The organism is Xanthomonas cassavae CFBP 4642 (assembly GCF_000454545.1).
GTDB lineage: Bacteria > Pseudomonadota > Gammaproteobacteria > Xanthomonadales > Xanthomonadaceae > Xanthomonas > Xanthomonas cassavae.
Genome location: NZ_CM002139.1, coordinates 4,085,501 through 4,112,332 on the forward strand (window position 1 = coordinate 4,085,501; position 26,832 = coordinate 4,112,332).

Annotated in this window: 15 protein-coding genes, 1 other RNA gene and 2 pseudogenes; 6 read left to right on the top strand and 12 right to left on the bottom strand. The window is 57.9% G+C overall.

What is annotated here, in order from left to right:
* Positions 1-32: 32 nt before the first annotated feature.
* On the top strand, positions 33-536 hold the full coding sequence (gene smpB / locus XCSCFBP4642_RS0117995) for an SsrA-binding protein SmpB (protein WP_029221007.1): 504 nt from the start codon (positions 33-35) through the stop codon (positions 534-536).
* A 151-nt stretch (positions 537-687) separates the two neighbouring features.
* Here the strand turns inward: smpB and XCSCFBP4642_RS0118000 are convergent, their stop codons facing one another.
* On the bottom strand, positions 688-3,123 hold the full coding sequence (locus tag XCSCFBP4642_RS0118000) for a S8 family peptidase (RefSeq protein ID WP_029221008.1): 2,436 nt from the start codon (positions 3,121-3,123) through the stop codon (positions 688-690).
* Positions 3,124-3,256: 133 nt separating this feature from the next.
* Between XCSCFBP4642_RS0118000 and ssrA the strand changes: the two genes are divergently transcribed.
* Both ssrA and XCSCFBP4642_RS0118005 read left to right on the top strand, forming a co-directional pair.
* Positions 3,257-3,653: a transfer-messenger RNA gene (gene ssrA, locus XCSCFBP4642_RS27550) on the top strand.
* Positions 3,654-3,961: 308 nt separating this feature from the next.
* Positions 3,962-5,197, top strand: a pseudogene (locus XCSCFBP4642_RS0118005) (site-specific integrase); the annotation flags it as partial.
* A gap of 19 nt (positions 5,198-5,216) precedes the next feature.
* Here the strand turns inward: XCSCFBP4642_RS0118005 and XCSCFBP4642_RS0118010 are convergent.
* From XCSCFBP4642_RS0118010 to XCSCFBP4642_RS27555, 3 genes are all read right to left on the bottom strand, one after another.
* Positions 5,217-6,179: an IS1595 family transposase gene (locus XCSCFBP4642_RS0118010; RefSeq protein WP_006448937.1), complete on the bottom strand. Its 963-nt coding sequence runs from the start codon at positions 6,177-6,179 to the stop codon at positions 5,217-5,219.
* A gap of 107 nt (positions 6,180-6,286) precedes the next feature.
* A complete protein-coding gene (locus tag XCSCFBP4642_RS0118015; RefSeq protein WP_029221010.1) occupies positions 6,287-8,155 on the bottom strand; it encodes an ATP-dependent nuclease in 1,869 nt (622 codons plus the stop codon).
* A gap of 383 nt (positions 8,156-8,538) precedes the next feature.
* Positions 8,539-10,182 carry a MobA/MobL family protein gene (locus XCSCFBP4642_RS27555; protein WP_033898511.1) on the bottom strand — a complete coding sequence of 548 codons (1,644 nt, stop codon included), beginning with the start codon at positions 10,180-10,182 and terminating at the stop codon, positions 8,539-8,541.
* A gap of 697 nt (positions 10,183-10,879) precedes the next feature.
* Here XCSCFBP4642_RS27555 and XCSCFBP4642_RS0118035 point away from each other — a divergent pair.
* The 3 genes from XCSCFBP4642_RS0118035 (at position 10,880) to XCSCFBP4642_RS0118045 (ending at position 14,455) form a co-directional block, all read left to right on the top strand.
* The gene (locus XCSCFBP4642_RS0118035) at positions 10,880-12,694 is read left to right on the top strand and encodes a protein adenylyltransferase SelO family protein (protein ID WP_029221014.1); all 1,815 of its coding nucleotides are present in this window, start codon (positions 10,880-10,882) and stop codon (positions 12,692-12,694) included.
* Positions 12,684-13,115 (top strand): toxin-activating lysine-acyltransferase, encoded by a 432-nt coding sequence (locus tag XCSCFBP4642_RS0118040; protein ID WP_029221015.1) that lies wholly within the window; start codon positions 12,684-12,686, stop codon positions 13,113-13,115. The genes XCSCFBP4642_RS0118035 and XCSCFBP4642_RS0118040 overlap by 11 nt, the downstream gene beginning before the upstream one ends.
* A 62-nt stretch (positions 13,116-13,177) precedes the next feature.
* A complete protein-coding gene (locus XCSCFBP4642_RS0118045; protein WP_029221016.1) occupies positions 13,178-14,455 on the top strand; it encodes an MFS transporter in 1,278 nt (425 codons plus the stop codon).
* Between the two features lie 149 nt (positions 14,456-14,604).
* Here the strand turns inward: XCSCFBP4642_RS0118045 and XCSCFBP4642_RS27560 are convergent, their stop codons facing one another.
* From XCSCFBP4642_RS27560 to XCSCFBP4642_RS0118110, 8 genes and pseudogenes are all read right to left on the bottom strand, one after another.
* Positions 14,605-15,129: a hypothetical protein gene (locus XCSCFBP4642_RS27560; RefSeq protein WP_074053159.1), complete on the bottom strand. Its 525-nt coding sequence runs from the start codon at positions 15,127-15,129 to the stop codon at positions 14,605-14,607.
* A 41-nt stretch (positions 15,130-15,170) separates the two neighbouring features.
* Positions 15,171-15,965 carry a hypothetical protein gene (locus XCSCFBP4642_RS28835; protein WP_150114915.1) on the bottom strand — a complete coding sequence of 265 codons (795 nt, stop codon included), beginning with the start codon at positions 15,963-15,965 and terminating at the stop codon, positions 15,171-15,173.
* 447 nt (positions 15,966-16,412) lie between these two features.
* A pseudogene (locus XCSCFBP4642_RS25230) lies at positions 16,413-18,488 on the bottom strand (peptidase domain-containing ABC transporter); the annotation flags it as partial.
* A complete protein-coding gene (locus XCSCFBP4642_RS0118055) occupies positions 18,485-19,783 on the bottom strand; it encodes an HlyD family secretion protein (protein WP_029221017.1) in 1,299 nt (432 codons plus the stop codon). The gene XCSCFBP4642_RS0118055 and the pseudogene XCSCFBP4642_RS25230, both read right to left, overlap by 4 nt.
* A 302-nt stretch (positions 19,784-20,085) precedes the next feature.
* Positions 20,086-23,889 carry a zeta toxin family protein gene (locus XCSCFBP4642_RS27565; RefSeq protein ID WP_084624583.1) on the bottom strand — a complete coding sequence of 1,268 codons (3,804 nt, stop codon included), beginning with the start codon at positions 23,887-23,889 and terminating at the stop codon, positions 20,086-20,088.
* The gene (locus XCSCFBP4642_RS30555) at positions 23,882-24,199 is read right to left on the bottom strand and encodes a hypothetical protein (RefSeq protein ID WP_029221023.1); all 318 of its coding nucleotides are present in this window, start codon (positions 24,197-24,199) and stop codon (positions 23,882-23,884) included. Before XCSCFBP4642_RS30555 ends, XCSCFBP4642_RS27565 begins: the two co-directional genes overlap by 8 nt.
* A gap of 266 nt (positions 24,200-24,465) precedes the next feature.
* The gene (locus XCSCFBP4642_RS0118105; RefSeq protein WP_029221024.1) at positions 24,466-26,163 is read right to left on the bottom strand and encodes a type IV secretory system conjugative DNA transfer family protein; all 1,698 of its coding nucleotides are present in this window, start codon (positions 26,161-26,163) and stop codon (positions 24,466-24,468) included.
* Positions 26,164-26,328: 165 nt separating this feature from the next.
* On the bottom strand, positions 26,329-26,670 hold the full coding sequence (locus XCSCFBP4642_RS0118110) for a helix-turn-helix domain-containing protein (RefSeq protein WP_029221025.1): 342 nt from the start codon (positions 26,668-26,670) through the stop codon (positions 26,329-26,331).
* Positions 26,671-26,832 lie beyond the last annotated feature (162 nt).

The window sequence follows — 26,832 nt, forward strand, 5'->3', positions numbered from 1 at the left end:
TTTGACGACGCCGAATCGGCGACAATGGCGTCATGAGCAAGAAACCATCCAAGGATAAAGCAAACGGCGCGAAGGCCACGAAAACCATCGCGCTGAACAAGCGTGCGCGCCACGAATACCACCTGGAAGAACGCTACGAGGCCGGTCTGGCGCTGCAGGGCTGGGAGGTCAAGGCGATCCGCGCCGGCCGCGCCAACATCGTCGACGGCTACGCGTATGTCCGCTCCGGCGAGATCTACCTGATCGGCGCGCAGATCACCCCGCTGATCCAGGCCTCCACCCACACCGTGCCGGTGGAACGCCGCGACCGCAAGCTGCTGCTGCACCGGAACGAGATCGACAAGGTGCTCACCCGGGTCGAGCGCGAGGGCTACACCCTGGTGCCCACCGCACTGTACTGGAGCAGCAACAAGGTCAAGCTGGAAATCGCCCTGGCCAAGGGCAAGCAGAACCACGACAAGCGCGACGCCGCCAAGGACCGCGACTGGCAGCGCGACAAGCAGCGCGTGATGCGGCGGCATAACCGCGATGCGTGAGGGGCGGGGATTCGGGCTTTGGGATTGGGGATTCGTTACAGCGGTTGTGCATGAACTGGCACATGGCTGGCTTGCGATCCGCTTGCGTACCAATGCAAGGCACGGCCTCGCTGCTTTCGCGAATCCCGACTCCCGACTCCCGACTCCCGAATCACGTCGCTCCAAGCATGCGCATCAAATTCGGCACTCCCCTGCCCTGCACATAGCGGTCGCGTTGCAGATCGGTGCAGGTGTCGAGCATCAGTTGCTTGACCCGGTCAGGGAAACCGATGAACTCGTGGCGTGCCGACAGAAAGCCGGCCAGTACGCCGGAGACGTGCGGCGCGGCCATGCTGGTGCCGCTCATTTCCACCATCAGGCTGGCAGGATCCTTCGGGTCGAAGTCGTAGTAGGCCGAGACGATCTTTTCGCCCGGCGCCACCACGTCGGGCTTGCCGCGACCATCGGCGGTCGGCCCGCGCGACGAAAAATACGACACCCCGTAGTTGTGCGGGCTGCTCTTGTGCACCGAGCCGACCACGATCGCTTCTTCGAGATTGCCCGGGTCGCTGATCGACAGATCCATATTGGCCGGATACGCACCGCCGTCGTTCTGCATCAGCCAGGTCAGCCCCTCGTTGCCGGCCGCCACCACCACAAGCACTCCCTGCCGCCAGAGCCGGCGTAACTCGTTGCACAGCGGCGTGAAGCCGCAGCCGTAGCTCTCCGGGTCGAAGCAGCCGCCCAGGCTCAGGTTGACCCCGTGAATCACCAGGTCGCCGGCGCGTTCGTTGATCGCGGCCACATGCTGCACCGCCTTGATCATCCACGAATCGCGGCCGTTTCCGGCATCGTCGAGCACCTTGAAGCCGTACAGACGGGTGTCCGGCGCCATGCCGACAAATTCCAACGGGCTGCCGGAATTGCCTTGCGCGTCGGGAATCGAGGCGTGGCAGTGGCCGGCGATGATGCCGGCGATGTGGGTGCCGTGCCCATGCCGATCGAGCCTGGCAAACGCCTGTCCATCCGCACGCGTGAGCTGTCGGGGCGCGCCGCGCCGCGTGCAATCCCACTGCGCCACCACGTTGTCGCGCTGGCCCTTGACGTAGAAATGCGGATGGCTGGCCGCGATGCCGGTGTCCAGCACTGCCCAACCGATCCGTTGCCCGCGTGCGCGGTACGCGGTGCGCGCCGCATCGGCGTGCAGCACATTGCCGGAGACATGGATCAGCGCACGCTTGCCGGCATCGCGCCAGACCCGGCGAAAGCCCAGTGCGCGGTAACGGCTCTGCAGCGACTCGATCTCGTAGCGCGTCAGCCGTGCGGAGAGGAAACGCTGCAAACCATCCTCCAGCTCGATCGCCTCGTCCAGCGCCTCGCCCTTCAATCCGGTGCTGTGCGCGGCGACCTGCCGCAACTGGCTCAGCAACTGGGCGCGCACGCCGTCCGGGTCCATGCCCAGCACTCGCCGATCCAGCTCGATCAACACTTCATGCCGATACTCCGCACCATGCGCCTCGAGCTGCTCGCTGAGATCCTTGATCAGCACCGCGTTGGACACCGGCTGATCGAAACCGACGCCGACCGCCTGACGCACCGCTGCGCGCACCTGCGGAACCGACAGGTACCCCGAGCCCGAATGCGGGTTGTCCTGCCAATCCGGATTCAGGCGCGCGGCGGCCAGATTTTCGAAGCGCCCCTTGGCATTGCTGATGTCGTCGGGAAGGTCGGGGTTCAACGCGATCGGGTCGCGGGTGTCGGCCACATTGACCCAGCGCTGCACGCAATCGGGAAACGGCAACTTGCGGGCGCCGGTCCAGCGCTTGAACATGCTGCGCACCTGCGGCAACCCCAGCGGCGACCCCACGCTCAAAAATAGCGTCACCTCGCACTCCGCTGCCTGCAGTTGCCGCAGCACGTCGTATGCGATCATCGACCCCTGGCTGTGCGCGACCACCACGAACGGTCCGCCACCGGCACGCAACCGCTGGGACAGGCTCTCGCGCATCAGCGCCGCGCGTTCGGGCACGAAGAACAGGTCATGCACATCCTGCAGCAGCGCGGCGGAGATCAGCCGCAGCAACACCCGGTTGATGGCATCGATCGGCCCCTTGGCCAGCACGCTGCCCGGCGCGCTGGCGCCCTCCAATTCGTCCAGCAGGCGATGCAGATCCGCGCGTTGCTGTGCGTTCTTGGCCAACGCGTCGGCCAGCAGATGCAGGTCTTGCGCGCCCGGCACCAGACCCAGGGTGCTCAACGCCCGTTGCACGCTCTGGTTCAGCGCCGGCCCGACATCGCGGCTGTCGCAACTGCCTGGCTCGGGCACCGGATAGCGTTCGCGGTTGACCCAGTAGGCCATCCGCGTGCGCTCGCCCATTGGCCGCCCGAACAAGGCCTTGTCCCACTGGCAACGCAGCACGTCGGCCGGCGGCTTGTTGCCGATGCCGTGGATGTAGATCACCGTGCGCGCCTTGCCCTGCACGCGGGTGGTGGTGGCCTCCTCCGCATCCGCCTGCGCTGCCTTGGCACGCTGCCGGGAGACGGGCTTGCTGGTCTTGCCCGGTGTCGCACGCGCGGGCCGTGAACGTGGGGGCTTGCCTGTCGCCATCGCTTCGCTCCTTCGCTTACAGACTTTTCCGTCTGGTCCGGACTGAAGCCACTGTAAGCGCTGAAGATCGCACCACTTGTGACAGGGCGCGCCGATCCCTACACTGACCAGGTCAGCGTTTCATGCTTTCCCCGGGGGTGCACTGGTTTCGACGGGGGTCGCGAAGTCGCTTGGCGCATGCCGAGGGGGCAGCTTTCCTCGTTAATCCAGCAGCAAACTTTTAGTTGCCAACGACGACAACTACGGTTCGGACTTCGCTATCGCCGCTTAATTGGCTTTAGTTGTAGTTCTACAGCCGCCTAAGGCGAACCCCCGAAACTACTTGTGCCCGTGCTCGTAGATGTAGGGTCATTATCACGGAACCGCCGGTAGTGGCTGCCTGTCAGCTGCCGGTTAGATCAAGCAGGCTGGTTCTCAGGTGCGCTTTGCCCGCCGTGCTGCCTGGGGACGAGATCTAACGGAGGGATAAGCATGTAGTGCCGGGGATGGAGTGCTTCCGGACGGCGGTTCGATTCCGCCCACCTCCACCATCTGATTGCGGAAAAGAGCAGTAAGTGCTTGATTTCGCGAAGGTTCGGTCCGGGGTTTGATGTTCAGTTTGAGCCTGCGTTAGGTATCAAACGAGGTATCAAACCCCGTGCCGAAGCCTTATTTTTTGCGCCGCCCCGCTGGGCTCTATGTGCGCTTCTTCGTCCCGACGGACCTGCAAGCCCTCATTGGCTCGCGCTACCTTGTCCGTCCCGTTCGCTTGTCCCTTGGTGATGCTGCCCGTCTGGCCGTGGCACGAACTGCTGTGGCACTCTCGGAAGCATTCGGTCAGATGCGGCAGGGAGCGGGCATGCGGGACGATTTGCTGAGCCAGGCGCTGGCCGCGTTGCAAGGGAACGAAGCCCGCCCCTACACCATCAAGGTCGGTGGCGTGGAGCTCTCTGCCAACGGCGCTGAGGATCATGCTCGGCTGCTGGACGCACTGAAACACCTCCCTCTCCAGCAACTGGCTTCTGTGAAGAGCGCCGGACCGCTGCTGTCAGAGCGCGCCACCATCCACATCAGTGAAATGCGGCGCGTGGGGCGAAGCGCGAAAAACGTGCTTGATACCGAGCACAGCCTGGGTCTTTTTGTGGCGCTTGTCGGCGACAAACCGGTCGAGGACTACAAGACCGATGATGTCCGAAAGTTCCTGGATGCGCTTGAGCACTACCCCAGCAATGCCACCAAGAAGGCAGTTTTCGCCGACCTCACCCCTGTCGAAATCCTGAGCAAGGCGCGGCAAGGTGGTCATGAACTGCTGAGCATGCGCACCAAGGAAAAGCATCGGGATCGTATTGCCTCCTTCTTCAACGCCTTGGCTAACGAAGATCTGATCAGCAAGGCGCCTCACAAAGCCATCCTCAATCGTGCCAAGTCGCTCACCGATGAGCCGAGTCGTGATCCGTTTAGCCAGGTTGAGCTCGAAGCGCTGCTTGAGCTGAATGCATTCACGTCTTGGGCCAAAAAGTATCCGCACCGATGGTTTGGCACGCTGTTGGGATTTGCGACCGGTGCTCGGGTCAATGAGGTCGCTCAGCTCTATGTTGAGGACATCGGCAAGGTCGGCAACTTTTGGGGCGTGCATTTCAGAGCAGCCAAGCCCGACCAGCGCTTGAAGAACCCCCACTCTTCCCGCTTTGTGCCCCTGCCCACATCTCTGATCGATGCAGGATTTTTGGTCTATGTGGATGAGGTCAAGCGCGCAGGCTTTGATCGGCTGTTCCCGCATTTGCCCTACAACGCCGAAAATGGCTACGGCGACGCGCTGGGTGATCAGTTCCGGGCCTATGCGATCAAGCGAGGGTTAACCCAACGGCTCAAAAGCTTTCATTGCTTCCGGCACACCTTGTCCAACTCGCTGGTCAATGAGCACGGCATCTCGCTTCCGATTTCCCAACAAATCACCGGCCACGAGCTGACGCTTCCGCCAGGCTTGAAGCACTACGTTGATCCGCCCTCTGTCCCCGCTCGCTTTTCAGCTATAGAGCAGTTTGGCCCTCCACTTTCCCTACCCGCTTACACGCCAGGGCAATTTGATCGCGCGTCCTGATTAGCCCCGACTCTCAGCCATGAAAATTGCTCGCTGCACGTAAAACCGGCTCTGGGCATGGTGTGGATTGCATCATGGCCGTGGCAAGTCGTGGCAGCATCTCGCGCAAGCGGAATCGACGATTAAAACGATAGGCCGCTTCTCCCAGGTAACGCCTTGCGTATTTGCCTTGCGCGATGGCGTGATACACGCCACTGATGGCGCGTTTGAGATTGCCCAGCACCACGTTGAGCCAACGTGCACCGGCCGTTTCGGTCGCGGCACGACCACCGCCAGTGTCCAGCGTGGTGTGCGCGTGGCCGGCGTCTTCTAGCCGGCGGAAGCAGGCCAGCCCATCGGTGTAGACCTCGCATTCGGGCGCCAAGCGACGGGCAATCCAGTCCTGCAGCGAGGTGTTGTCGAAGCTGCGCACCGGCTCGATCACCACAAAGCGCGGCGCGGTGAAGGTGGCATCGGTCTGCACCGCAATCAGGAACGCTTGTTTGTTCTCCGATCCGCGTCCGGCCTTGCCACCGTTACGCTCGCCGCCGAGATAGGCATCGTCGATCTGCACGAAACCCGCCAGTTTCCGCATGGATTCGCGCTCGGCCATAACCTGCATGATCTTGTGTTTCATCCGCCAGGCCGTCTTGTAGTTGACGCCCAGATGCCGCATCAACTCCAGCGCGGCCATGTTGGTTTTGGTCGAGGTCAGCAGGTGCAACGCCAGCATCCAGGTGCGCAGCGGCAGCTTGGTGCCTTCGAACATCGTGCCTGCAATCAGGCTGGTCTGATGCCGGCACGCGCTGCATTGGTAGTAGATCGCAGCACCCCGCTTGAAACGCGAGCGCACGCGTCCGGCACAAACAGGGCAACGAAAGCCTTGCGGCCAGCGCCACTTGTAAAGCGCGCGATAGCACTTGGCTTCGGTGCCGTAGGACGCGAAGAACTCAGGCATCGACAATCCCGCTTGGAACTGCACGGCATTGATACTCATCACGCCACCTCGTTGGCTTCAGGTGACAGCAGCATCCACCCAGCGCGGCGCAGATCCTGCGACAGGCGGCTGATGGTCAGGGCTAATCAGGAACTTTAAAGCGTTTCTCATGAGGTCAGCTGCGTGATCGCGCTTGCCAGGTATTTAGGGACATTGAACACCTGTCCATCTTTGCGCAGCGCCTCAGCAAGTGCATGGGCATATTCGCCCTTTCGAACGTCCTTGAAGATAGCCTGGATAGCCAATGATCGTTCAGCGCCAACCAGTTTCATAGCGGCATCCCACTTCTCCGCAGAGCGCGGGTGAAGTTGGCAATATATTTTTGCCATCAGCTCGCCGTTTTCTGCTTCAAGCAACGCAGGTTCAAAGGAATAGTCATTGATCTCTACATCAAGAAGATCTCTACTTTTAAGGAACGCAGCAGTCTTGTAGAGCTCGTCTCTACGTGCTTGGCCAGGCGTCAAAGATTGGCCTTGAGCCTCACCTCTATCGCCATCCGTGATGACAACGACCCGATCAGCTATGCAAGCACCTGCGTATCGCGAGAGCAGAAGCTTGACGTAGGGCTGAAAATCTACGCCGTCAATTGGGACAAAAACAGCTGAGCGAAACAGCCTGAGCTTGTCAGGCTGATCTTTCAGCACAAACTTCTTGGCAATCACTGGCAGAAGGAGCGCTTCTGCAATGCCTTCAACCAAAAGCACGCGCCCACCAAAGAGCATGGCGGACTTTGTCACGTCAAGGTAACGATCCACCTTGCGGCGCTCAACTGCGTCAAGCGAGATGCTCGCCAATGGTATGACCTGACTATGGCGACGGGGGCGCGATGCGGGGAGAACCGGGCTGGGCTCAATGTCACTTAGAACCTCTGCGGGAACGCCCGCAAGCGAAGCCTCAGGCTCATCAACATCAATCTCTTGTTTGCCGCTGACTCGACCCTTAGGGCTGGCCGAGCGGAAAAATACAAGCTTGGCGCTATCAACCCACGCGGAAAGATTAGGGGAGTGCGTTGCCACCACAACTTGCAGCTCTCCGGCACAAGCGGTTCCAGCAAGCAGAGCACGCTCTCGCGACTTCTGCGTCTGATCATCGAGAAAGCTTAGAACTGCGGCCTGCAACTGAGGATGCAAATGTGCCTCTGGCTCCTCAACGAGGAATATCGTGAGATCTGCCTCGCTCACTTTCTCGAGCTCAATGGCGATGGTTGCCATGTAGAGCAAGTTGGCATATCCATGGCCCGAATAGCGGAGATCCTCCGGCTCGATATCGTGATCGGCCATTCTGAATCTTAGGTCACGAGCAATGTCGAGGAGCTTTTCATCACTAGCAAAACCTAGCGAAGCACCTTGCTGGCGGACCCCACCTGTCAGAGCTCCCAGGCTGACCCCAACTGCTGCACCAACCCTGTCGAGCACATCGGCATTGGTCTTCCTTTGGAGCGTCGTCGCCAACTGGTCGGGGCTCATCTCACCAAGGAAGTGCTTGAGCAGGCTATAAATGCGCGTGGAGTTGCCGGACGCCAAGGCGCGCTTTGCATCCCGCAGCGGAGGCAGGTAAACATGCCTCACCATCTCGTGAGCCCCCTGCTCCGCTACACCACGATGCTGCCCCGCCCAGAACTGAGCGCGACCTGGAATGCGATCGCCCCTTTCCTCATACCGCAACCCAAAGGAACAACCCGAAATGTGTGGGTCAGTCGCGGCGGTGATCAGGCGTCCCTTCTGTCCCGGGCTGAGTCCGGTAAAACGGCCTTCGATGTCAAAGCATCGCTCCGCACTACCAAAGCGCACATCTGACGGCTCACAGTAGATCTCACGACGACCACTCAGCGGTGGTGTAAGCAGGCGGATGCCGTCAATCGCGTTGCTTTTGCCGCCGTTATTCTCACCAACAAAGACCGTCAGACCCTCGCAAAGTGGGATCTCGATTTCATTGAATGAACGGTAATTGCGCATCAACAGCTTTTCTAGATACATTCCCTCTCCCCTGGAAGGCCCGTCCCGTGAGCCTTAGGCGTAGCATATCGCTAAGCTAGAACAGCGCAAGTTGATGCCAGTAACGAGTAGTTTTCGCTTCGCTGCACCAGTCAACCCTGTTTCCGACCGGGTAAGCACCTGATGCAAAGGCAGAATGGACTCAATGTCTTACACGACTTTTGACTGAGTCGAAAAAGAGCCCCGCACGCGGGGCTCTTTTGTCGCTGACGTTGAAGCCTCAGTCTCGGCGCCGGGTGCCAATGGCGGGCGGCGTTGTTCCGATCGTTTGGCGAGAACCTTTTGCGACAACCCTAGCTTCCAGCCAGATGCCTAGGCGCACCATCAGTTTGCTGCGCGGTCAATGGTCAGAAATATCTGAGCCGTCATAGACTCGGCTTCGGTGGCCGAAACTTCAACTCCCAATGCCCGGCATCACCTTCGGCCTGTGGTGGAAGCGCATCATCGCCAGATGCCTCAGGCGTCAGCACCTCGATCGGCTGTGGGGCAAAATTCTTCTCCAAGGCCTCAGCCGCTTCCACCATCGCCTTTCGAGCCCGCTTGATGCGCCATTGCTGGATGGCCTGGATGCGAGGAGAGACATGCACCTTGGCGCGAGCCAATTTTTGGCGAGCCCTTGCTGCCGCTTGCGTGTCACGGTTGTCCTCCTGCTCAGAAAGCTTGGCCTGCGCATCCAGCACGGCCATGCGCGCTTTATAGGGTCGCACCAACGTATGGGCATACTTACTGATTGAGCGAGCAAGCATCTCGGTGTCCTCAAACAAGAACGGCTTTGTGGCATAGCTGTCGACTCGCCGGCAGACCAGCGTCCCATACGCTTGCTGAAATTCCTGCTCAATCTGGATCCCTGGGATCTGCCGCAATACTTCGAGAGACTGCTGCGCGACCTCCCGTTGCGCTTCGAGCCAGTCTTCGATGAGCTGAGCCTCCGCATTGAGCACCTCCGCGTCTTGTCGGCCAGAGGACCGAGCCAGACGCGTCACGCGACCAAGATGTCGGGTCTGACCGCTGTAAGGTGTGTAGAGTCCTGAACTTGGCGCTGGTGCCCGCGCCAAGCGCTCTTTGATCTGCCGCATCCGCTCTGCGCCTGACAACCGACCCTGCCCACCTGCTGTGCGCCCTTTCAATCCAGACTCTTTTGCATTGACACGATCCCGAAGCGCAGCCGCATGACTGTGAGACGGTGGCACCTCGTGCACAAAGCTCCCGCTTTTTTTCATGTGGTCCGCAACAACCTTTGAAAGCGCTAATGCCGCAGCTTGCCCCCCTGCACCCTTTACCTCTGCGGTGAACTTCGTTTTGCGCATCACCGCAACTTTGGCTTTGCCCAAGTGCTTACCAGGCCGGCGCGTGAGTTCGCGGGCACGTTCAAACTCTCCATTGCGCGCAGCTTCCTGGGCTTGTGCTCGGAGACTGCGATGATCGACACGAGCCGCGTTGCCGGCATTTTTCAAGTGCGCATTGATGACCGTTGCGATGTCTTTGCGGATTTGCCGCAGTGCTCTTGTGCCACCGCCTTGGCGTGCATCAAACTCAGCACAGGCGCGCTCTCCCAATCCTCCTGGGCCGACCTGTCGGGCTGACATCAGCAAATGCACATGATGATTGCGCTGATCGCCAAGCTTGCTTGGCGTGTGGACCGCCACCAGCACAGCGACGTGGAAGCGCTCGACGAGCAATTGACCCAGCGCCAAAGCGAGCACTCTTCTTTGGTGTGCATCAAGGCTGTGCGGAAGCGACACCTCGACTTCACGACAAACACGTGCGTTTTTGCGTGTCTCGGCCGCTTCGTTCGCGTTCCAAAAATACTGCGCATCGAAGCACCAAGACGGCGCTCCCTTCGGTGCGAGCATCTGATGGAAATCCACACCGCCTCGGTGGGAATAATTGTGACCAAGCCCCGTGCTCATATCGAGCAGATCAAACCCTGCTCGGTAAGCCGCTGCTGCGACCGACGAGTCGCCGTTGCCTCGGCTAAAAGACTTCATTGTTGCGTGATAAATCGCCATTTGTGAAACTCCTGTTTGTGGAGCACACAAAGAAGCGGCATAACATCCCGTGTCGAGAGATAAGCGAACTCGACAACAGGGAGACATGAATCTCGGGGTTTTTAAGGATGGTCTGATCAACGCAGCCGGAAAACGAAACACGCCACATCCGCCGCGCTGAGGGCGCTCAACCCCCCGGTTTTTTGCCGTTTTCGGCATGTTTTCGGGGNGTTGTACTCCGCGTCGCCGAAGGTCAGTTGCATCGTCATCGTCCTGGTGCCTCTGTGCGATTGTCGCAGGATCAGGGGGAGTTGTTCAGAGTTTCCTTAAGGGGCTGTGTTGCCTAGCGAAGCATAGCAACGAGGTGGCGAAAGCCACCGCACCAACGCGCAGCGTTGGCGCACGGTTTCTGCAAAGCAGAAACCATAAGTGCGCTCTTGCTGTTTGATTCTTTATTAGAATTTTCGCGCTACGGCTGGGTCAGCAATTGCGCCCCTCTACGTATGATTAATAGTTATATTAGACAATGAATAAGACCTGTACAGATCTGACTTTTGCCATGCCCTGTGCCACCTTTAAGCTACCTGTCCATGCAGTCGTGATGTCCCGTGGTTTTCGGAAATCCAAGCAGCAGCAGGACGGATTGCCATCAGGTTGATAGCATCACCAAAGCCGATCGAACGCGAATTCGCAACAGCTGCGGAAACAAGGAAGCGAAATGCCCAATGACTACTGGGACATGGATGACAAGAACGACCCCAACCTGTTGAACCTCGCCAGCGTGAGCACTTCGATGCTCGTGCCCTTTCCAGTGGGAAAACTGCCAGATGCTTCCGTGCTTTGGCTCAATGAGCGCTGGTTTCATGACTTAGGCATGGCCATCCACGACACGCCCACTCGGACCAGCATTTCAGCGTCCTTGCTTGAGCGCTTTGCCGTGACATCTATCGAAGCTCACTGCGTTGCCGGCAGCTTTGGCGAACAGACACTGGGCGCTGATCGCTATGGAGGGAGCGGTGGGGCAATCCACGGAGGGAGTGGCCGCTGTGGCTCCGATGGCATGCTCATCGCCAAAGGAACCGGCCCCACGCCATTGGTCTCCGAGGCCCATGATTGGTCACACTCGCATGGGTGTCTCTATCTTTACGATGCCATTCGCGAGGCAGTTGCTAGCGAGATCCTCAACGCAGAACTCCCCCACGGGGCAGTCCCCATCGTTGCCATCATTGATGCCGGCTTCTCTCTGGCACGCACCGATGCAGACGAACCGGAACGTTGCGCCATCCTGATCAGGCCCGCTTTCCTGCGCTTAGCGCACTTCGAGCGCAGCCTGTATTTCGGAACATCAGGCAGCGCAAACAGCGATCAATTTCAAGATAGCCTGCGGGTCAGAGACGCCATCCACTTTGCCGACGAGCACGCGCAGCTCGATGCCGGCAATCCCAATTGCCTAGGCGTTGACTTGTCTGAGCTCTACCTCCGCCTTGCCGAGCAGATTGCCGCAAGTCGCGCGCATCGCCTCTGGACCGGACGCCCGACAAGCGACAACATCACATTGAACGCGCAGTTCCTGGATTTCGGCGGCTTCCGCGCAGTTCCCAGCTGGAAGCATGGCACAGATGGGCATCGTCACTTCTTCGGCGATGAGATGCGCGATGTTCGCCACTCGCTTCCATCGCTTGCCTATTTCTTCAAGAAGTATTCCCGCTTTGACAAGGCAATCGCCAACATCGATCAGCTGCTTATCCAGATCGAGCATCACATGGAAGCTGCTTTTCTCCATCACTGTGCAGAAGCGTGTGCCTTGCCTGAGTCAAGCCCAGAGGCGTTGCATTTCAAAGCGCTCATTGCGCGCTACTACCGCGAGCAACAGCGCATTGACTATGCGTTCGATCAGCCCACAAAGCACGGCGAGCGCCACGATTGGCTCTCTGACCACCTCAGAGGCAAAGCAACCCGGGGGTCTCAGATTGGCGAGGAGATCGCAGCGTTCGTGCGCGCACTTCCGAACGCAGATCTTCATCTTTGTGCGGCCAACCGCTGGCTGAGACCACGACCACGCCTTTCCTATCGCGTCTCTAAGCGCCGCGCGATCAAGCTGGTGCGGTCGATCCTCGCCGATCGGTCGTCGGGACCCGAGCGGGTCTCGGTCTTTATCGCAACCGAGGTCGCGGTCTCGCGACGGGTTTGGAGAGGCTTACCACCACACTGGCTTGTCCTAGGCTACGCAAGCGATCACGTGTCCACCGCGCTGTATTTCTTTGATACGCACCGCATGGCTTATGCAGCCCAGCTGTCGGGACCACGCGTGCATGGGGGAACACTGCTCTTCGGTGCCCAAGTCGCAGATGAGAAACTCGGCATCACCAATTCTGGCCATCGAACCGTCGTGCTTGTCGACTGCGAACCCACCAGCTACCTCGTAGGTCTAGGCTTGAACGGGCGTGCAACAATTCCTGCCGCACTGCTCACCTTCCCGGACGCTGCCGTTGCCGCGCAAAAATTCAGCTCAACCAACACCCATGCAACCTAATGCCGTTGATGCGCAGGCGCTTGGCCTGGCGATGCAACTCCTGTTCAAGACTGACCGCAAGAAGTTCAGTATAGCAGCGGCTTATGTGTGGCTATGGCCTGCGATTCGCCTAGGCCAGTTCGTCACGATCGAAGACGACGATGGGGTATGGACCGGCTACGCCTTATGGGCATATCTAACGCCTGAAACCGCCAGTCATTTGGTTCGGCAAGATCCTCCGTTCTTGCCGATTAGCGACTGGAACGAAGGTGATCAACTCTGGATCCTGGATTTCGTGGCTATGCCAGGGCATCACCGACGCCTGGCGAGAGCACTCCGACACTGCTTGCGTTCTCACTTCAAGCAAGCGCATCGCTTGGTGCGAGATAAGACGGGCGCTATCCTGGGAACCAAGACTTACACCCTTCGCAAAGATGGCTGAGGAAGACACGTTGCTTCCTTGATACGAATGGACGAACCGAAGCGACAAGGCAGTTGCAGCCCATGCATGAAGTGACATCAAGGCCGACTAAGGCCTGGACTGGATTTTTGTTCCTGGGCTTCGGTTCTGGTTTGCCTTATCCGCTGATCGGCAGCACCTTAGGCTATTGGCTCAGCGAAAAGTCGCTTTCGATCGCAGTCATCGGTGCCTTGGCTTGGACCGCACTTCCCTACTCCCTCAAATTCCTATGGGCCCGCCATCTCGACCAACGCCGTGCACCGGTCGTTGGAGGCACCATGGCGCACCGTCAGGGCTGGATTGTCTTGTCTTCGGTCATGGTCGCCCTCTCTCTCCTGGGCCTTGTCCTGAGCGTCGTCACCGGTAGTCTGCCGCTCATTGCATTGAGCTCCATCGCAGCCGCCTTTGGCGGTGCGACCCTGGATGCCTCAGTCGATGCATTTCGCATCGAACAGGAGGCAGTGCACCAGCAGCCAGCCAAGCTCCTCACTGCCTATCAGTTTGGCTACCGCATTGCTCTTCTGCTAAGCGACGGTCTGGTATTCTTGCTCGCAGCGCGGCTGTCTTGGCAGGTTGCTTATGCCCTTCTGCTGCCACTGATGTTGGTGCCCATCTGCGGAACGCTCTTTCTGCAATCCCATCCCGATAGCGACCGCACCCCAGATGCCACGAGTGCGGAGAAGCAGAGGGCTCCGTTGGTGTCGCTTCGACCCTCCACGATGCAAGGGTGGATCGCGGTGATCGTCTTCATCGGCTGCTATCGCCTACCGGACATTCTTTTGGGTCCCATGATCAATCCTTTTTTCTATGCCCTTGGCATCGGGAAGAGTGCGGTCGGATCATTGCACATCTGGCTAGCCATCCCTGCTGCCTTCCTCGGAATTTTGGCCGCAGGCACCAGCTTGAGACGCATGTCTCTGGGCACGACCATTCTTGTTGGCGCAGCTCTCCAAGCCCTTGCCCTCCTCGGTCTTGCCTTGCTTTCGTCCAACGAGCGGTCTGTTGAGCTGCTTTGGGCTAGCGTTATTCTTCAAAACCTTGCCAGTAGCTATACCGGCATCGCGTTGGTTGCTTACATGTCAAAGCTAGTCACACTCGGACGGGCAGGAGAGCACTACGCTTGGCTAACAAGCTTCTACTCGATCTTCGGCAGGGTGCTTGCCGGCTTCTCAGGCCTTGCAGTGGCTTATCTCACCACGCTCCATGGACAAAGCCAGGGCTATGGCACTTTCTTCATCGGCATCTGCCTGATGTGCGTGCCTGCCCTCCTCGTCTACTCGCGCATCATTCGCAACACCCTGAGAGAGCGGCCCGAGCCGTAGTGCCATCACGCTATCGCCTCCCATGCCACAGCGGCTGCTTATGACTATGTAGTGCTTAAACTCATCGTTTCACACTAAACATGTTGGTTGCTCATCTCAGCGCTAGCCAATTAGATAGATGCCTAATTGGCTAGCGCCAGCAAAACCTATTAGTTTCGACTTCTTGTGAGACCAAGCAAGCACTCGCCCTTCGAGCTCGCCTTTACATATACCGACGTTTCACCAAGATTGGTTTTATAGAAGACATCCTTACTAACGTCGGTGAGTGGCGCATGGGGATTGGGTGGCAAGACGTATGGAGTGAGCGCAAATTTTTGCTTGATCTTAGACACCTCATAACAGCGTCCGGGCGTCAATTCCATATACGCAAAGCTCACTCCTTTGTCGAGCTCAGGTGGAACCCTGAACTCAACGAAGGAGACTCCATATTGATCCTTTGTCTTCAACGCGGCTGAACGAAAAGCAATGTTCAATGACCGGCTTGAACTTACTTGCCGAAATTCACTGAGGCCGATATCACGGAAAGTTTCATAGTTGACCGGCTTAGCAGAATCATAAAACTTACTAACGATCTCATCCAAATTCAATTGAGAGTCCTTATTTTCAGCATGCGCACTCATCGCCGCAGAAAAATTAAGGATTACCAGAAACGCCATTTTTTTTGAAAAAAACATACCAGCCACCTTCTGAAATTTAATATCCATACACCATGCCATCAGCCCCCAGCGGGTTTCCTACTGTCCCAATAGTTCCCGTAGTATTGCTCATAGCTAATATCATCAGCCTTATTATCAGGAGTTCCATTCACATCAATATGCTCGCCATTCCTGAAAGACTCGCCGATTTGCGCTGAAGCAGCGTCCCAGTTTATCTGACCGGCCTGATATGCGTCATATGTCGCATTATAAGAAGCCACATTGGCGGGATCTGCGGCAATGTTGAAAGCGACACCCTGTGCGGTAAGCTCTCTCTGGACCGCGATTGAGTAGATTGTTGCTTCACCTTCAGTTGCTAGACCCATATTAATGGCTGATGCTCGATCTGTAACCGTGTTCCACTCCCCATCGAAAAGCGTATGCCCTAATTCATGTGTTAGTTGGGATGCTGTATCGCTGGGGTTAGAATACATTTTTACGTAAACTGTTCCACCGCCAGTAGCAAGAGGATCCGTATGAGAATAACCATCAGTGGCCACTATATTGAAACCCTTCGCTTGCGCCAGCTGAACCAGCCCTTCCAAGGTTGCTGACTTATTGACGAGGATATCCACCTCTGCTCCGAGATCAGTCGTCGTATTTTTGTCCGTTGGATTCGGCAGTCCACCCCCGCCTCCACCACTGGGCGGTGGTGTCGGGAACTCAATCGGCGGAGAGGGTGGAAGCGACGGTGGCCCCGAAGGCGGCGGGTTAACAACCACTGGCGGCAGCGTGGGCGGCTCGCTTGGATCGACATCCGCAGCGGCGGCGGCACCTGCCACTAAGAATAGCTCTTCATTTTTCAGCTCTCTCATTACAGCACTCCATACTATGTGTTTAATTTTGTCCTAGTCATTCCCACTATCGACTTCTCAATAACACCCCTCCCTTTGAATTAATTCATAAGCACTGATTGCTCATTGTTGCTTGGACTTTTCAGTAGTTTCCGCTGCATCGCTCTTTTCAGATGCTCTTGGCTGCTCTTTGATCAAGGGCCTTAGAGTTCCGCCCACGAAGAGATAGTGCATGTCGCACATCCGAGAGATGTTCTTGTCGTGCCGACGTCCCCCCATCCTGAGTAGCAGTCGGGTTTAGAGTCCGGGGTTGATGATATCGCTGTTGGCCAGGTGCTGGGCATAGGCCGTCGGCGTCATTCCGCCGATTGCTTNCTTCGGAAAAACGCTTCTTCACGTCCAATCTCCTCGGGGTAGGGAATTGGACTCCAAACTAAGGCGCTACTCAAACTTGGGGGGACGTCGGCGCGTCACAATGACTGTGGTTGCGCCGATGCTCTTGATGTTCTTCATCAGCTGTATGCCCATCTGCTCATCAACCCCAGTCGTTGGCTCATCCATCAACAACAACTTAGTGCGCCTGTAGAAGGCTCTGGCCAAGAAGATCCGTTGTTTCTGACCACCTGACAGCGTGTTTCCCAAATCGCCGACTCTGGTGTTGAAGCCCATTGGCATGCGCTGTATATCGTCGTGGATGCACGCCAATTTCGCAGCCTGCGCGAGACGTTCTTGGTCAATGTGCTCATCAAACATAGAGATGTTTTCCGCCAGTGTTCCGGACAACAAATTGTCACCCTGCATCACGATGCTGACCTTGCTTCGGTAGCTCGACTTACCGACCTTCCGTAGATCCTCTCCATTGACCAAGAAGTCTCCGACTTGAAGATCTTCAAGCCCCGCCAGAACGCGGATGAGTGTGGTCTTGCCCACGCCTGAGTTCCCGACGATCGCAATCACTTGGCCTGCCGGGGCCCTGAGCTGCAAAGCGCTCATGATCCACTTGTCCGTGGACGAGTAGCGGAAGTAGCCATTGACAATGGCAATGGTAGGCGCGGCATCTTCCAGCGCGCCGTTGCCATGCAAAAACGACTCAGGCTCGCTGTGGGTGATGTCTGAAATCCGCTCGGTGTGCAAGCGAAGCAGCCGCAGCTGCATCAAGTAGTCAGCCAGGTTGATGCTGCGCTGGCTGAACTGGGTCGCATAGATCAGAAAAACCGTCAGCACCCCAATCGTCATATCCCCACTGAGCACCAACCGGGTGCCTTCCCAAATTACAAAGATGCGGCACAGGCCCTGGATGAGAAGCTGGATAGAATCGAACCCAATGCGGATCCGCTCGGCCCCGATGGTCGCGTTGGTCGCTTTCGCGCTGTAGTTCGTAAAGCGCGACGCCCAAAGTGCTGACTTGTTGAATAGCTTGATGGGCTGGATACTTCGGACCGTTTCGTAGAGCAAGCTTTGCCGGCGTGCATCGATGTTGATCTGATCGAGATTGGCCTCTTTGAGTTTGGCGTAGTAGGCGTAGCGCGAACCCACATAGGCAATGGTGAAAGCCAACAAGGCGAAGGAAAGCGGCGCGTCATAGCTTATCAAGAGCAACAACATGAGGAAAGACATCACCCCATCGATGACCGCTTCCAGCATTTTCGTGGTGAGTGACTGCTGGATGGAGTAGATCGACTGAAAGCGACTCGAAATATCCCCGGTGTGCCGCTTCACGAAATACGACTGGGGTAGCGACACTAGGTGACGGAACAAGTTGCTACTCCACCGCAAGCCGGTGGTGGAAGAGATCCACAGCAAGGTCCATTTCCTGGCAACGGTCAAGACGAGTTGGACCAAGAGCACGATCGAAAAGCCGATCGCCAATGTGGTGACCAGGCCATCGTCCTTGACGCTGAGCACCTGATCCATGGTCAGTCGCAGATACTGCGGCGCAATCAGCGCACAACCTTCCAAGAAGAGCGCCAAGATGCCAACAACCCAGAACGCGGGCACCAGGGACCGAAGCGAGCCTGCCAGATCGCGAAGCGATACCGATGGCACACTCTTGATCTTCTTGAAGGCCGGGCCGGGATGCGCCTCTAACGCAATGCCGCTAAAGAGTTCATCGAACTCATCGAGCTTGATCTTCTTGACGCCGGTTGCAGGATCGCTGATGTGCACATGCCCGCCCCGCACAGCCGTCAGCACGACAAAGTGCCCGTGGTGCAGGTGGACCATGCAAGGGAGCGATAGCTTGGGCAGTTCGTAAAGCTCCAAGCGAAGCGGACGCGTTGTGAGCCCGTTGGCATCAGCGATTTCAATCAGAGACGCGAGCGTTGCCCCACTGGTTGACACCGTAAAGCGGTTGCGAAGCTCCCCGAGGCTCGTCTCATGGCCGTAGTAGGAGAGCAGCATCGCAATGCAGGCCAGGCCGCACTCACTCGACTCCGTCTGACGGATATGCGGCACACGACGCTTCGAGGAGAACACCAGGCTTGGTCCAGCAGAGCGATCCGGCTCGGCATCGCCATTGGCGGATGGTGTCAAGACGTCCTTCATCGCTTTTCATCCGTCAAGCGCGATCCCATCGTTTGGAAGGGGTCAAACATCCACTCCCAAATCTTGCGCCCCTCCAAGATCAGTTCCGCATCCACTTCCATCCCCGGCAGGAAGGACTTCGCTTCTTGGGCGACTCCGATGGTCTGATAAGGCAAGGCCACCTTGGCGGTGTAAACCGGCTCAGTGGGCGACTGGCGACCATAGCGGCGCTCCAACTCACCGAGCGGACTCGTTTGCGTCGACAGCGATGCGATGCGCCCCTGGATGGCGCCATACTTTGCTTTCGGGAATGCGGCGATGTTAAGCAGCACCTCGGTGCCGACCGTCACATGTCCGATGGCTCTTGAAGGAATGAGGATTTCAGCCTCGAACACCGACTCGCTTGGGGTGATGGATGCAATGATCGAGTCGGTGCCGATACGCTGACCTTGTGATGCATAGATCGCTGCGACCGTGCCGCTCAAGGGTGAGGTGATGGTCTGCAGCCGGTCGGACTTGGCTCTGGCCACTTGATCTTCGATCGTGGATTTCTCGCGCTCGATTTCACTTGCTTGCCTGCTGGCCGTTGTCTTTATCTCGGTGATCTCACCCAGCAATGCGGCACGTTGATTGCGAAGTGTGGACTGCTGCGCGCGGGCATCCTGGATCTGCGCCTCTGCATCCAAGAGGGCATTTTCGTAGGTGAGGTAGGTATATTTGGACACATACTTCTCAGCAAGCAGCGGCTCAATGGTCTTCAACAGTTCTTTGTTCTTGGCGTATTTCTTTTCCAAGATTGAGATCTTGCGAGCGACTTCCTGCAGCGCACCGCTCGTTTCTTCGACTTGGCGCGTCAGTTCCCGTTCGCGCTGGCCGGAAAATTCATGCGTCTGCAATTGCTCCTTGGTCAGCTCTTCTGATCGGGTGAGCGCACGCTTGATCGTCTCATCGGATAGAGAGCGGCCCGCTTCGTCGGTGGTGTCGGCTGACAGCTCCGCGAGCACTTGGCCCTTTTTGACCAAGGCGTTGGGCTTTAACGTCGTTGACAGGATGAGGCCAGGCGTTCCACTTCGGATGTCCACTCGCCCATGCGTCGAAATGATCTGGCCCGACACGTGCTCCCGCTTGGAGTAGGACGCGGTCAGAACAAACGTGGCCAGCAAGAGGAAAAGCACACAGCCACAGCCGATCCAGATCCGGATGGACGAGGGAAACGCATCTTTTAGGTCGCCGAGTGTGGAAGTTGTCTCCGGCCCCTTTCGCTTGCGAAAGAGCGGTTGTTCTGCGTCATCCGTCTGACCTGACTCGCTATCCATAGCACCTACACTTCGAGATCTACTGCACAACTTGCGTGAGTTGAGGCTACCCGCGCAGACATTAAAATTACATTTGCATTTTGTTGATCTGGCGTTGGCATTTGCGCCAAAACCTAAGGTTGCAAGCCCCACGCTATTGCTTTTTCAGCAACCAAGGTTTGCGTCAAGCGAAGGTGCGTTGCGCAAAGCGCAGCCACGCATTGCGGAGTCGGACCACGGCGGATAGCGCACAAAACGCGTCAACATCACTTAGCACGTGCTGCTCCCAATCGTTATCACGCCGATCCTAGGCTTCTATCACGTCAGCCACCGCCCCCATCAGCACCACCACTGGACGCGTCTGACATCGCCTGCTGTTGAGAGTGGCCAGCAAGCGTCATTACTGGGCCAGTTGGGTTCTTGTCGATTTCTTCGCGCTCGCGCTGAAATTGCACCATCTCCTGCGCCCGCTGTTGATCCAATGCCTCCGTCTTCTGCAAGGTCTGATTGATGCCAGGCGATGGCGTGTTGAGCGCAGTTTCCGAGTGGAACCCAGGCGTTTTGCCAAACACAAAGGCGACATCATCTTGGATGGTGACTTTCCGAAGTTCATCCGCCCGCTCGATGCCTGACTCTTTGACGGCATGCAGCACTTCGGCCGTTTTCTCATCGGAAGTGCCTTTCGGAAGTTGTGCCTGGATGGCAGAGAACAGCGCGTAATCCCGATGATTGGTGGGAAACGCCTGCTGAGCGACATCTTGGAAGGGCCTTGCTTGCTCAACGCGATCCTCATCGTCCATACCTGGGTTTGGACGCCCGCCAGTCCCACCGAAGCTCGGCAATGACACATAGGAGGTCGTGCGCTCAGGCAAGACGATCTGTGCCGGCATTTCGCTCTGCGTTGGCGTTGCCGGCAATGTCGCTTGCGCAACCTCTGGCTGCGTTGCCTGCAATGGAACAGCCGATGGCGCTTCGTTCCGTGGCGTGACTCCTTGCGCTTGCTGCTCGCTGCCCTTCTCCACTTGGCCATTTGCCGATGCCGGTGCTGTGGGTTTCAAAGCTTCCCGGCGCGTGTGTTGTGCCTGAGACAGCGCTGCATCCAAGTCCTGGCCGGCAACGCCCGTTGCAGGCAAACCCTGGTCTTGCTGGAACTGCCTCACGGCATGTTCGGTCTCTGGACCGTAGTGCCCGTCTTGCGGCACGGCCTGACCATTGGGACCACGGGCATCCACTTGCTGCAAGCGATACTGCAAGAACTCGACCTCTTGTCCCCGATCACCCAGGCGCAACCCTTCCACCTCACCTGATGCCGACGGCGTTGGAACGTTTGCCTGGGTTGGGGTTTCCTCAAGAGACGTGAGAGCTGATGATGCCGATCCAGCGCTCGGCGCAGATGCGCTTGCCGAGGGTGGGGCGACTGCCTCCGCCTTCGGCTGGACTGCGCCGGCTGTCGGAGGTGCGGCAACCTCAGGTGTTCGGGTTTCTTGGGGTTCGCGTTGTGGGACAGGTTCGGGCTTTGGTTCGGCGGGCTTGGCAACCTGGGACGGCTCTTCCTGCGTTTGGGCGTTGACGGATGTAGGAGTCGCCACCGGAGCAGGCGTGCCGACCTCAGCAACAGTAGGCTGCTCAGCGGCGCGCGCAATGCCTTGATCGCGCGCATCAATGGCTGCCTGAGGCGCTTGGGTTTCATCCACATGCGGGGCGGTAACGGTCGTTGCTGCGAAGCTTGCGACCTGTTGGGCCTCTTGCGTGGAAACGCCCTGCCGATTGGCTTCGCGCAATGCTTGATCGTAGGCATCGCGCTCTTGGGGCGATTGCGCGTCAATGCGCAGCTCGGGTGCACCCGTCGAAGAAGGTTGCTCCTGCCGAAGCGATTGCACTTCGCCAAGCGCCTGATGGATCTCATCAGTGCTGGTGGTTGCTGCAACACGCACTACACCATCGGCGTCACGGCTTAAATGCTGGATGGGGCTGTCCACCGAATATTGGCCGGTTGAATCACGCTCCAATGCCAAAGAGCTGGTCGCTGCATCAATCCCGTTTGCCTCACGTGTCCGTTGCACCGCGAGCTGGATAGCACCTGCAGTCTGGGCATTGGGCGCAACGCCATAGGCGGCATAGGTCGCTTCGGTATTGGCCTGGTCTTGTTGCTGCGCGGTTGGCATTTGCCGCGCGGGCATCTGGGCCATTGCCTGCGCATGCTGCTCCAAGGCCGGTTGCAAGCGCTCACGCGTTGCATTGAGTTCCAACGGGACATTGCCTTCGGCAGCAACACCATCATGTCGCCACTGGCCCTGGGTATCGCGCTGATACTGTTTGCCGTCCGAGGCTTGCAACGAATCCGAGTTCAAGGCGGTTTGCACGGCAGCTGGCACAGGCCCGAAGTCGTCCCAGCCATTGCGCTGATAGGCAGCTTGATAGGTTGCCGCAATTGCAGCTGGGCCACGGGCAATGTTGGCGTCCACCACCTGAGCTGCCTGCTGATCCAACGCGGCACTACGCTCGGGGCTTGCCGGATCAACCGTCCAGACAGGTCGATCGTTCCGATCAACTTCGTCGGCGATCATCCGTGACCACTGGCCACTTGCCGGATCATGCCGCCAATCCCGTGCGTAGAGATGCGCCGCATCTGCCTCACTGGATGGCTGCACATAGGGATTACTGGGTTGCACCTTGCCCAACGCCTGCTCGGTCGCTTCGCTACTGGCGTGATAGTTCAGCTCGCGCGCTTTTTCAGGCAGCGCGAACATGCCCTGCTTCTGTGGGGTATCCGTGCCATCGTTTTGCAGGTCGGCTTTTTCTTGGCGAAGCCACTGGCTGCCGTTGAACTGCCAACTCACGCCCTGCTTGTCGGTTTGTGTATAGATCTGACGGTTGTCCCAAAGCGTCACGGCCTTGTCGGCAGCGGCACTGAATAGATAACCATCAGCCACCACCAGCGCGACGGGGCCTGCACCGGTCGTGCCAACAACGGCAGCGGTGGCGGCACCTCCCGCCCAGCCGCCCACACCTCGGGCACCAAAGTGCAGCGCTTCCGAGCGCGCAGCGGTGAGGTTGTCTTGTGCCAACAGCGTGCCAACACGCTCGCCGGTTTGCGACGCGTCGTAGGCAGTCGCGGCAACACCCAAACCCGCAAGCCCTGCTGTCATCCCGGCGCGACGCAAGCCCGGGATCTCCGGCTCAGGCACAGGCACGCGTGCAGGCGGAGCACCTGGCCGCACGAGTTCATCAATGGTGGCAATGCCTTCCATACGACTAGCAACCACATCGCTCACCCGGAGCTTGGCATGCTCCTCAAGCAGTTTTGCTTGGAAAGCAGGATCAGATTTCGGGATCTCTTGAACATGGTCCGGCAAGTCACGGTGCCAATCGACTTGTTTTTGCCAGGCTTCCCGAAGATGCTCAGTGAAAGCGGGATCTTTAAGCCGCGCGTTGCGCGCTTCTTCCATCGCTTGACCAGGCATGCGTGTGTCGATGCGACTGTCGTAAAGCTCGATGCCCTCACGATTGAAGATGCGGATCGGCACGTCGCTGTTCGCATGGATGGTATCCAAACTGACAGGGAGCTTTCCGTAGATTGCATCACGCGCGCCCTCAGGCACATGGCGACCATAGCCTTGCCTGTCGGTGTTGGCCGTAAAACGCTCATCGACACCATGCTCACTCTCCAACTTGGGAGAAGCAACAGCACGCACCTCGACCTCATAGCCCTGCTCTTGCAAGCCCTTGATCAACGTCTCCGACGCCCATTTTCCATCACTCAATGTGGTGTCGAAAATAAGGTTCTTTTTCTCCGCAGTCGCTGCTACGCGTAGCTCATCGGCCCAAGAGCTCGCGTCCTTGTGGGTTCGACCAGACCATTCATAAGGATTTTCGCGTCGAAAGTCAGCAACGCGCGGATGGTGGCGGCGCAACTCATCTGGATCGATTGTGACGGCATTTTGATCAAGCTCGGCCTTCGCCTGGGCTACCAGGCCGCCTTTACCAGCACCAGGCTGACCGCCCAAAATGATTGCTTTCGGCTGCTGCTCGGCTGTTGAATTGATGAAATCTGGGGCGGTTAGTATTTGCTCGCGTAGGATCTGCTCGTGGATCCCTTTCGGCAGCACATCGCTTTCATTAGCCATGACGATGACTCGAACTTGGGAACCCAAAATAGTCCATCAAGTTCTGCTCCTTCCATGCGCCTTTAGAGGCGCTATGAAGCATAAGAAGATGCGTTGACTTCGCCAGTGCGATTGCTTCTTGGTCGCCCGTTTGCTCCGCGATTCGTAGCTTTTCGCGTGATTCGTCAACGAAAGTATCGAGACAGCCCTCGATCGCCCAGATCGCAAACTCCAAGGGTGGTGTGATCGGCGATGGCTTATCGACCGCATCCTGAAGCGCGTTTTCTAACCGCGCAATGTGATCGGGGTAATCCTTGAAGCTTTCGCGCAAGCCTTGTGGCACTGGCGGTCGTTTGCCGACCGAATCAGGGGAAGAATCGTTGGTCTGAGTCATAAAAGCATCCTGATTGAGGCGTTGCATTGGACGTGGAAGATTGGGCTTGCGCTTAGGCGTTGCTACGGACGCCCCCGGTTGCAATGGCCCTAACTGCTGCACAGTGCGCGCATTGATTAATGCCAGGTCACGCAGAAGCTGTTGACTGTGACTGCCACCAGCCTTCAATCGATTCTGAGGCACATTGGAAGGTGTGCTATCACTCATGCGGGGACCATCTGTAAGGCTTCAATCTTCACCTTCGGCAACAAGCGCTTGGTGAAGTAGGCATCTTCGTAATACTTGATCTTCTCGCAAAGCACTGGGCTTGGGATGCCTTCATAGAGGAAGACCTCCTTATCAAAGCCCATCGCCTTCAACTCCTGCGGCAGCATCAAGGCACGGCGTTGCTCGGTTTCGGAATAGGACACACTGCTTTGCTTGCCACTGGTGTGCGACTTGTTCTTCTTGCGCACCGTGGTGTAGCCGAGCATGTCCGAGTAGTCGTTGGCGTCTTGCTGCTCACGCGGGGCATAGACAATTTGCAAGGCATGGTTGGTGATGATGGTGCGCGAGACATCCTTGCCATAGGTCGCGTCCAGCTGCGCCATGCTCTGGATGATCGGCAGCAAGCGAATGTTGTAGCCAGCCATGTAGCTCACCGCGCTTGCAATGATGTCGACCCGGCCGATGGACGTGAATTCGTCCATCAGCAGCAAGCATTGATGTTTGAGCGCCGGGTTGTTCTGCGGCAGCTCTTTGGTGTTGAGGTTGATGAGCTGACTAAACAGCAGGTTGATCAACAAGCGGCTTTCGGCCAGCTTGTTCGGCTGGATGCCAATGTAGATGCTCATCTTCTTCTTGCGCACATCGGTGAGCAAGAAATCGTTGCCGCTGGTGGCCGCATCCAGGATTGGGTTGATGAACTGGTTGAGCGGCTCCTTGAACGTGCCCATGATCGAGGCGAACGTCTCTTCGGCTTGCGAGAGCAAATTGTCGAACGCCATCTTGGCGTCGCGGCCCAGGAAGTCGCGCTGAGAAAGATTTTTAAGGTAGCCCTTCAAGTCGCTCCCATCCCCAGACGACACGCGATAGAGCAAGCCAAGGGTTGGGAACATCCAGGTGTCTTTCGGGTGCTTGCGCTTGATCTGATCGTCCAAGCTATCGAACAGATAGAGCGTAAACGCCATGAACGCGTTGCGGGCCTGGCTCACCCAGAACTTCTGGGCGTCAGAGCCGTCTGGATAGAGCATCGCCGCGATACTCATCAGATCCGACACGCGAAAGGCGGGATCGGGCGAAATGTAGCTCAGTGGATTCCAGCGGTGCGTGCGCCCGTCTTCGGCAAAGGGGTTGAACAAAAAGACCTCTTGGCCTTGGCTCTTGCGCCAGCCGGAGGTCAGATCGAAGTTTTCCTGCTTGATGTCTAGGACCACCACCGAGCCTTGGTAGTCGAGCAGATTGGGAATGACGATGCCCACACCCTTACCGGAACGCGTGGGCGCGGCCAGGATCACAAACTGTTGCCCAGGTAGGCGCACCAACTTGCCACCGTGCTTGCCAACCACAATGCCGGTTGGCGACGGTTTGAGCATATCCTTCTTGGCCAGATCACTGCCGGACGCAAAGCGCGCATCGCCATGCAAGGCGGCGGCCTTCGGCTTGAACAGCGGAATCAGCAGCGCGATCCAGGCCAGGAGCGGCACGCCGAAGCCAATGGCGCCAGCCAGCTTGATCTTGCTGGCATAGGGAGCGAACTGCGGGAGGTCGAGCGCTTTGACGTAAGACCAGTAGGTGTCGAAGCTGAGCGGCCCAGCCACTTTCAACAGCATCAGGATCAACTGACCGGAGAGGTAGACCCCTGCGGTGAGGGCGAAGAGCAACAGCGCGATGGCGACACTGAGCTTGATCTTGCCGGTCATGACGCGCTGCCTTCCATCTGTGATCCCTGGCTTGTTTGAAAACGACCGTCCGCTCGCAAGATTACAGGATCACACCGCCCGCTCAGATCGGATGGGCATTGGCATCTGTGTAGGAATTGTCTGATCTGCACGCAGACCAGGACACCAGCAGCGAGGCCCGATGCACTATGGGCTAGGCGGATCGCTGCGCTGGGCTTTGAGCTGCAATTCGGCGACGATCTTTCGCTGCTCTTCGACGGAAAGCTTGGCGAGCGCTTGGATGGCGTCTGCGACCTCATCGGTCTCGGCGAAGAAGGCAGCCAGTGGCATGCCGAGAGCGTCGGCCAAGCGCTTGGCGGTGCGTAGATCGCACTCGTTCACGCCCTTCTCGTAGCGATTGATGCGCGTCCTGGCCACCTCAGGAGCCAGTCCAGCGGCAACACCCAAGGCTTCCTGGGTCAGCTCGGCCTTCTGGCGCGCGTGACGTAGGCGGTTGGCGAAGATGAGACGAGCGTCGTCCAGATCCAAAATGTGACCACAAGCATGCAATGACGTGTTTGAGCATGAGGTCTCCGACTTGCCTTGTCTGTTACTTTATCAGTAACATGGTTCCGTCAGCCAATCAACTCCGACTGCCAAGCACCAACACCGGTCATTCCTGCCGGTGTGCGGAGGCTTGCAGTCATTGAG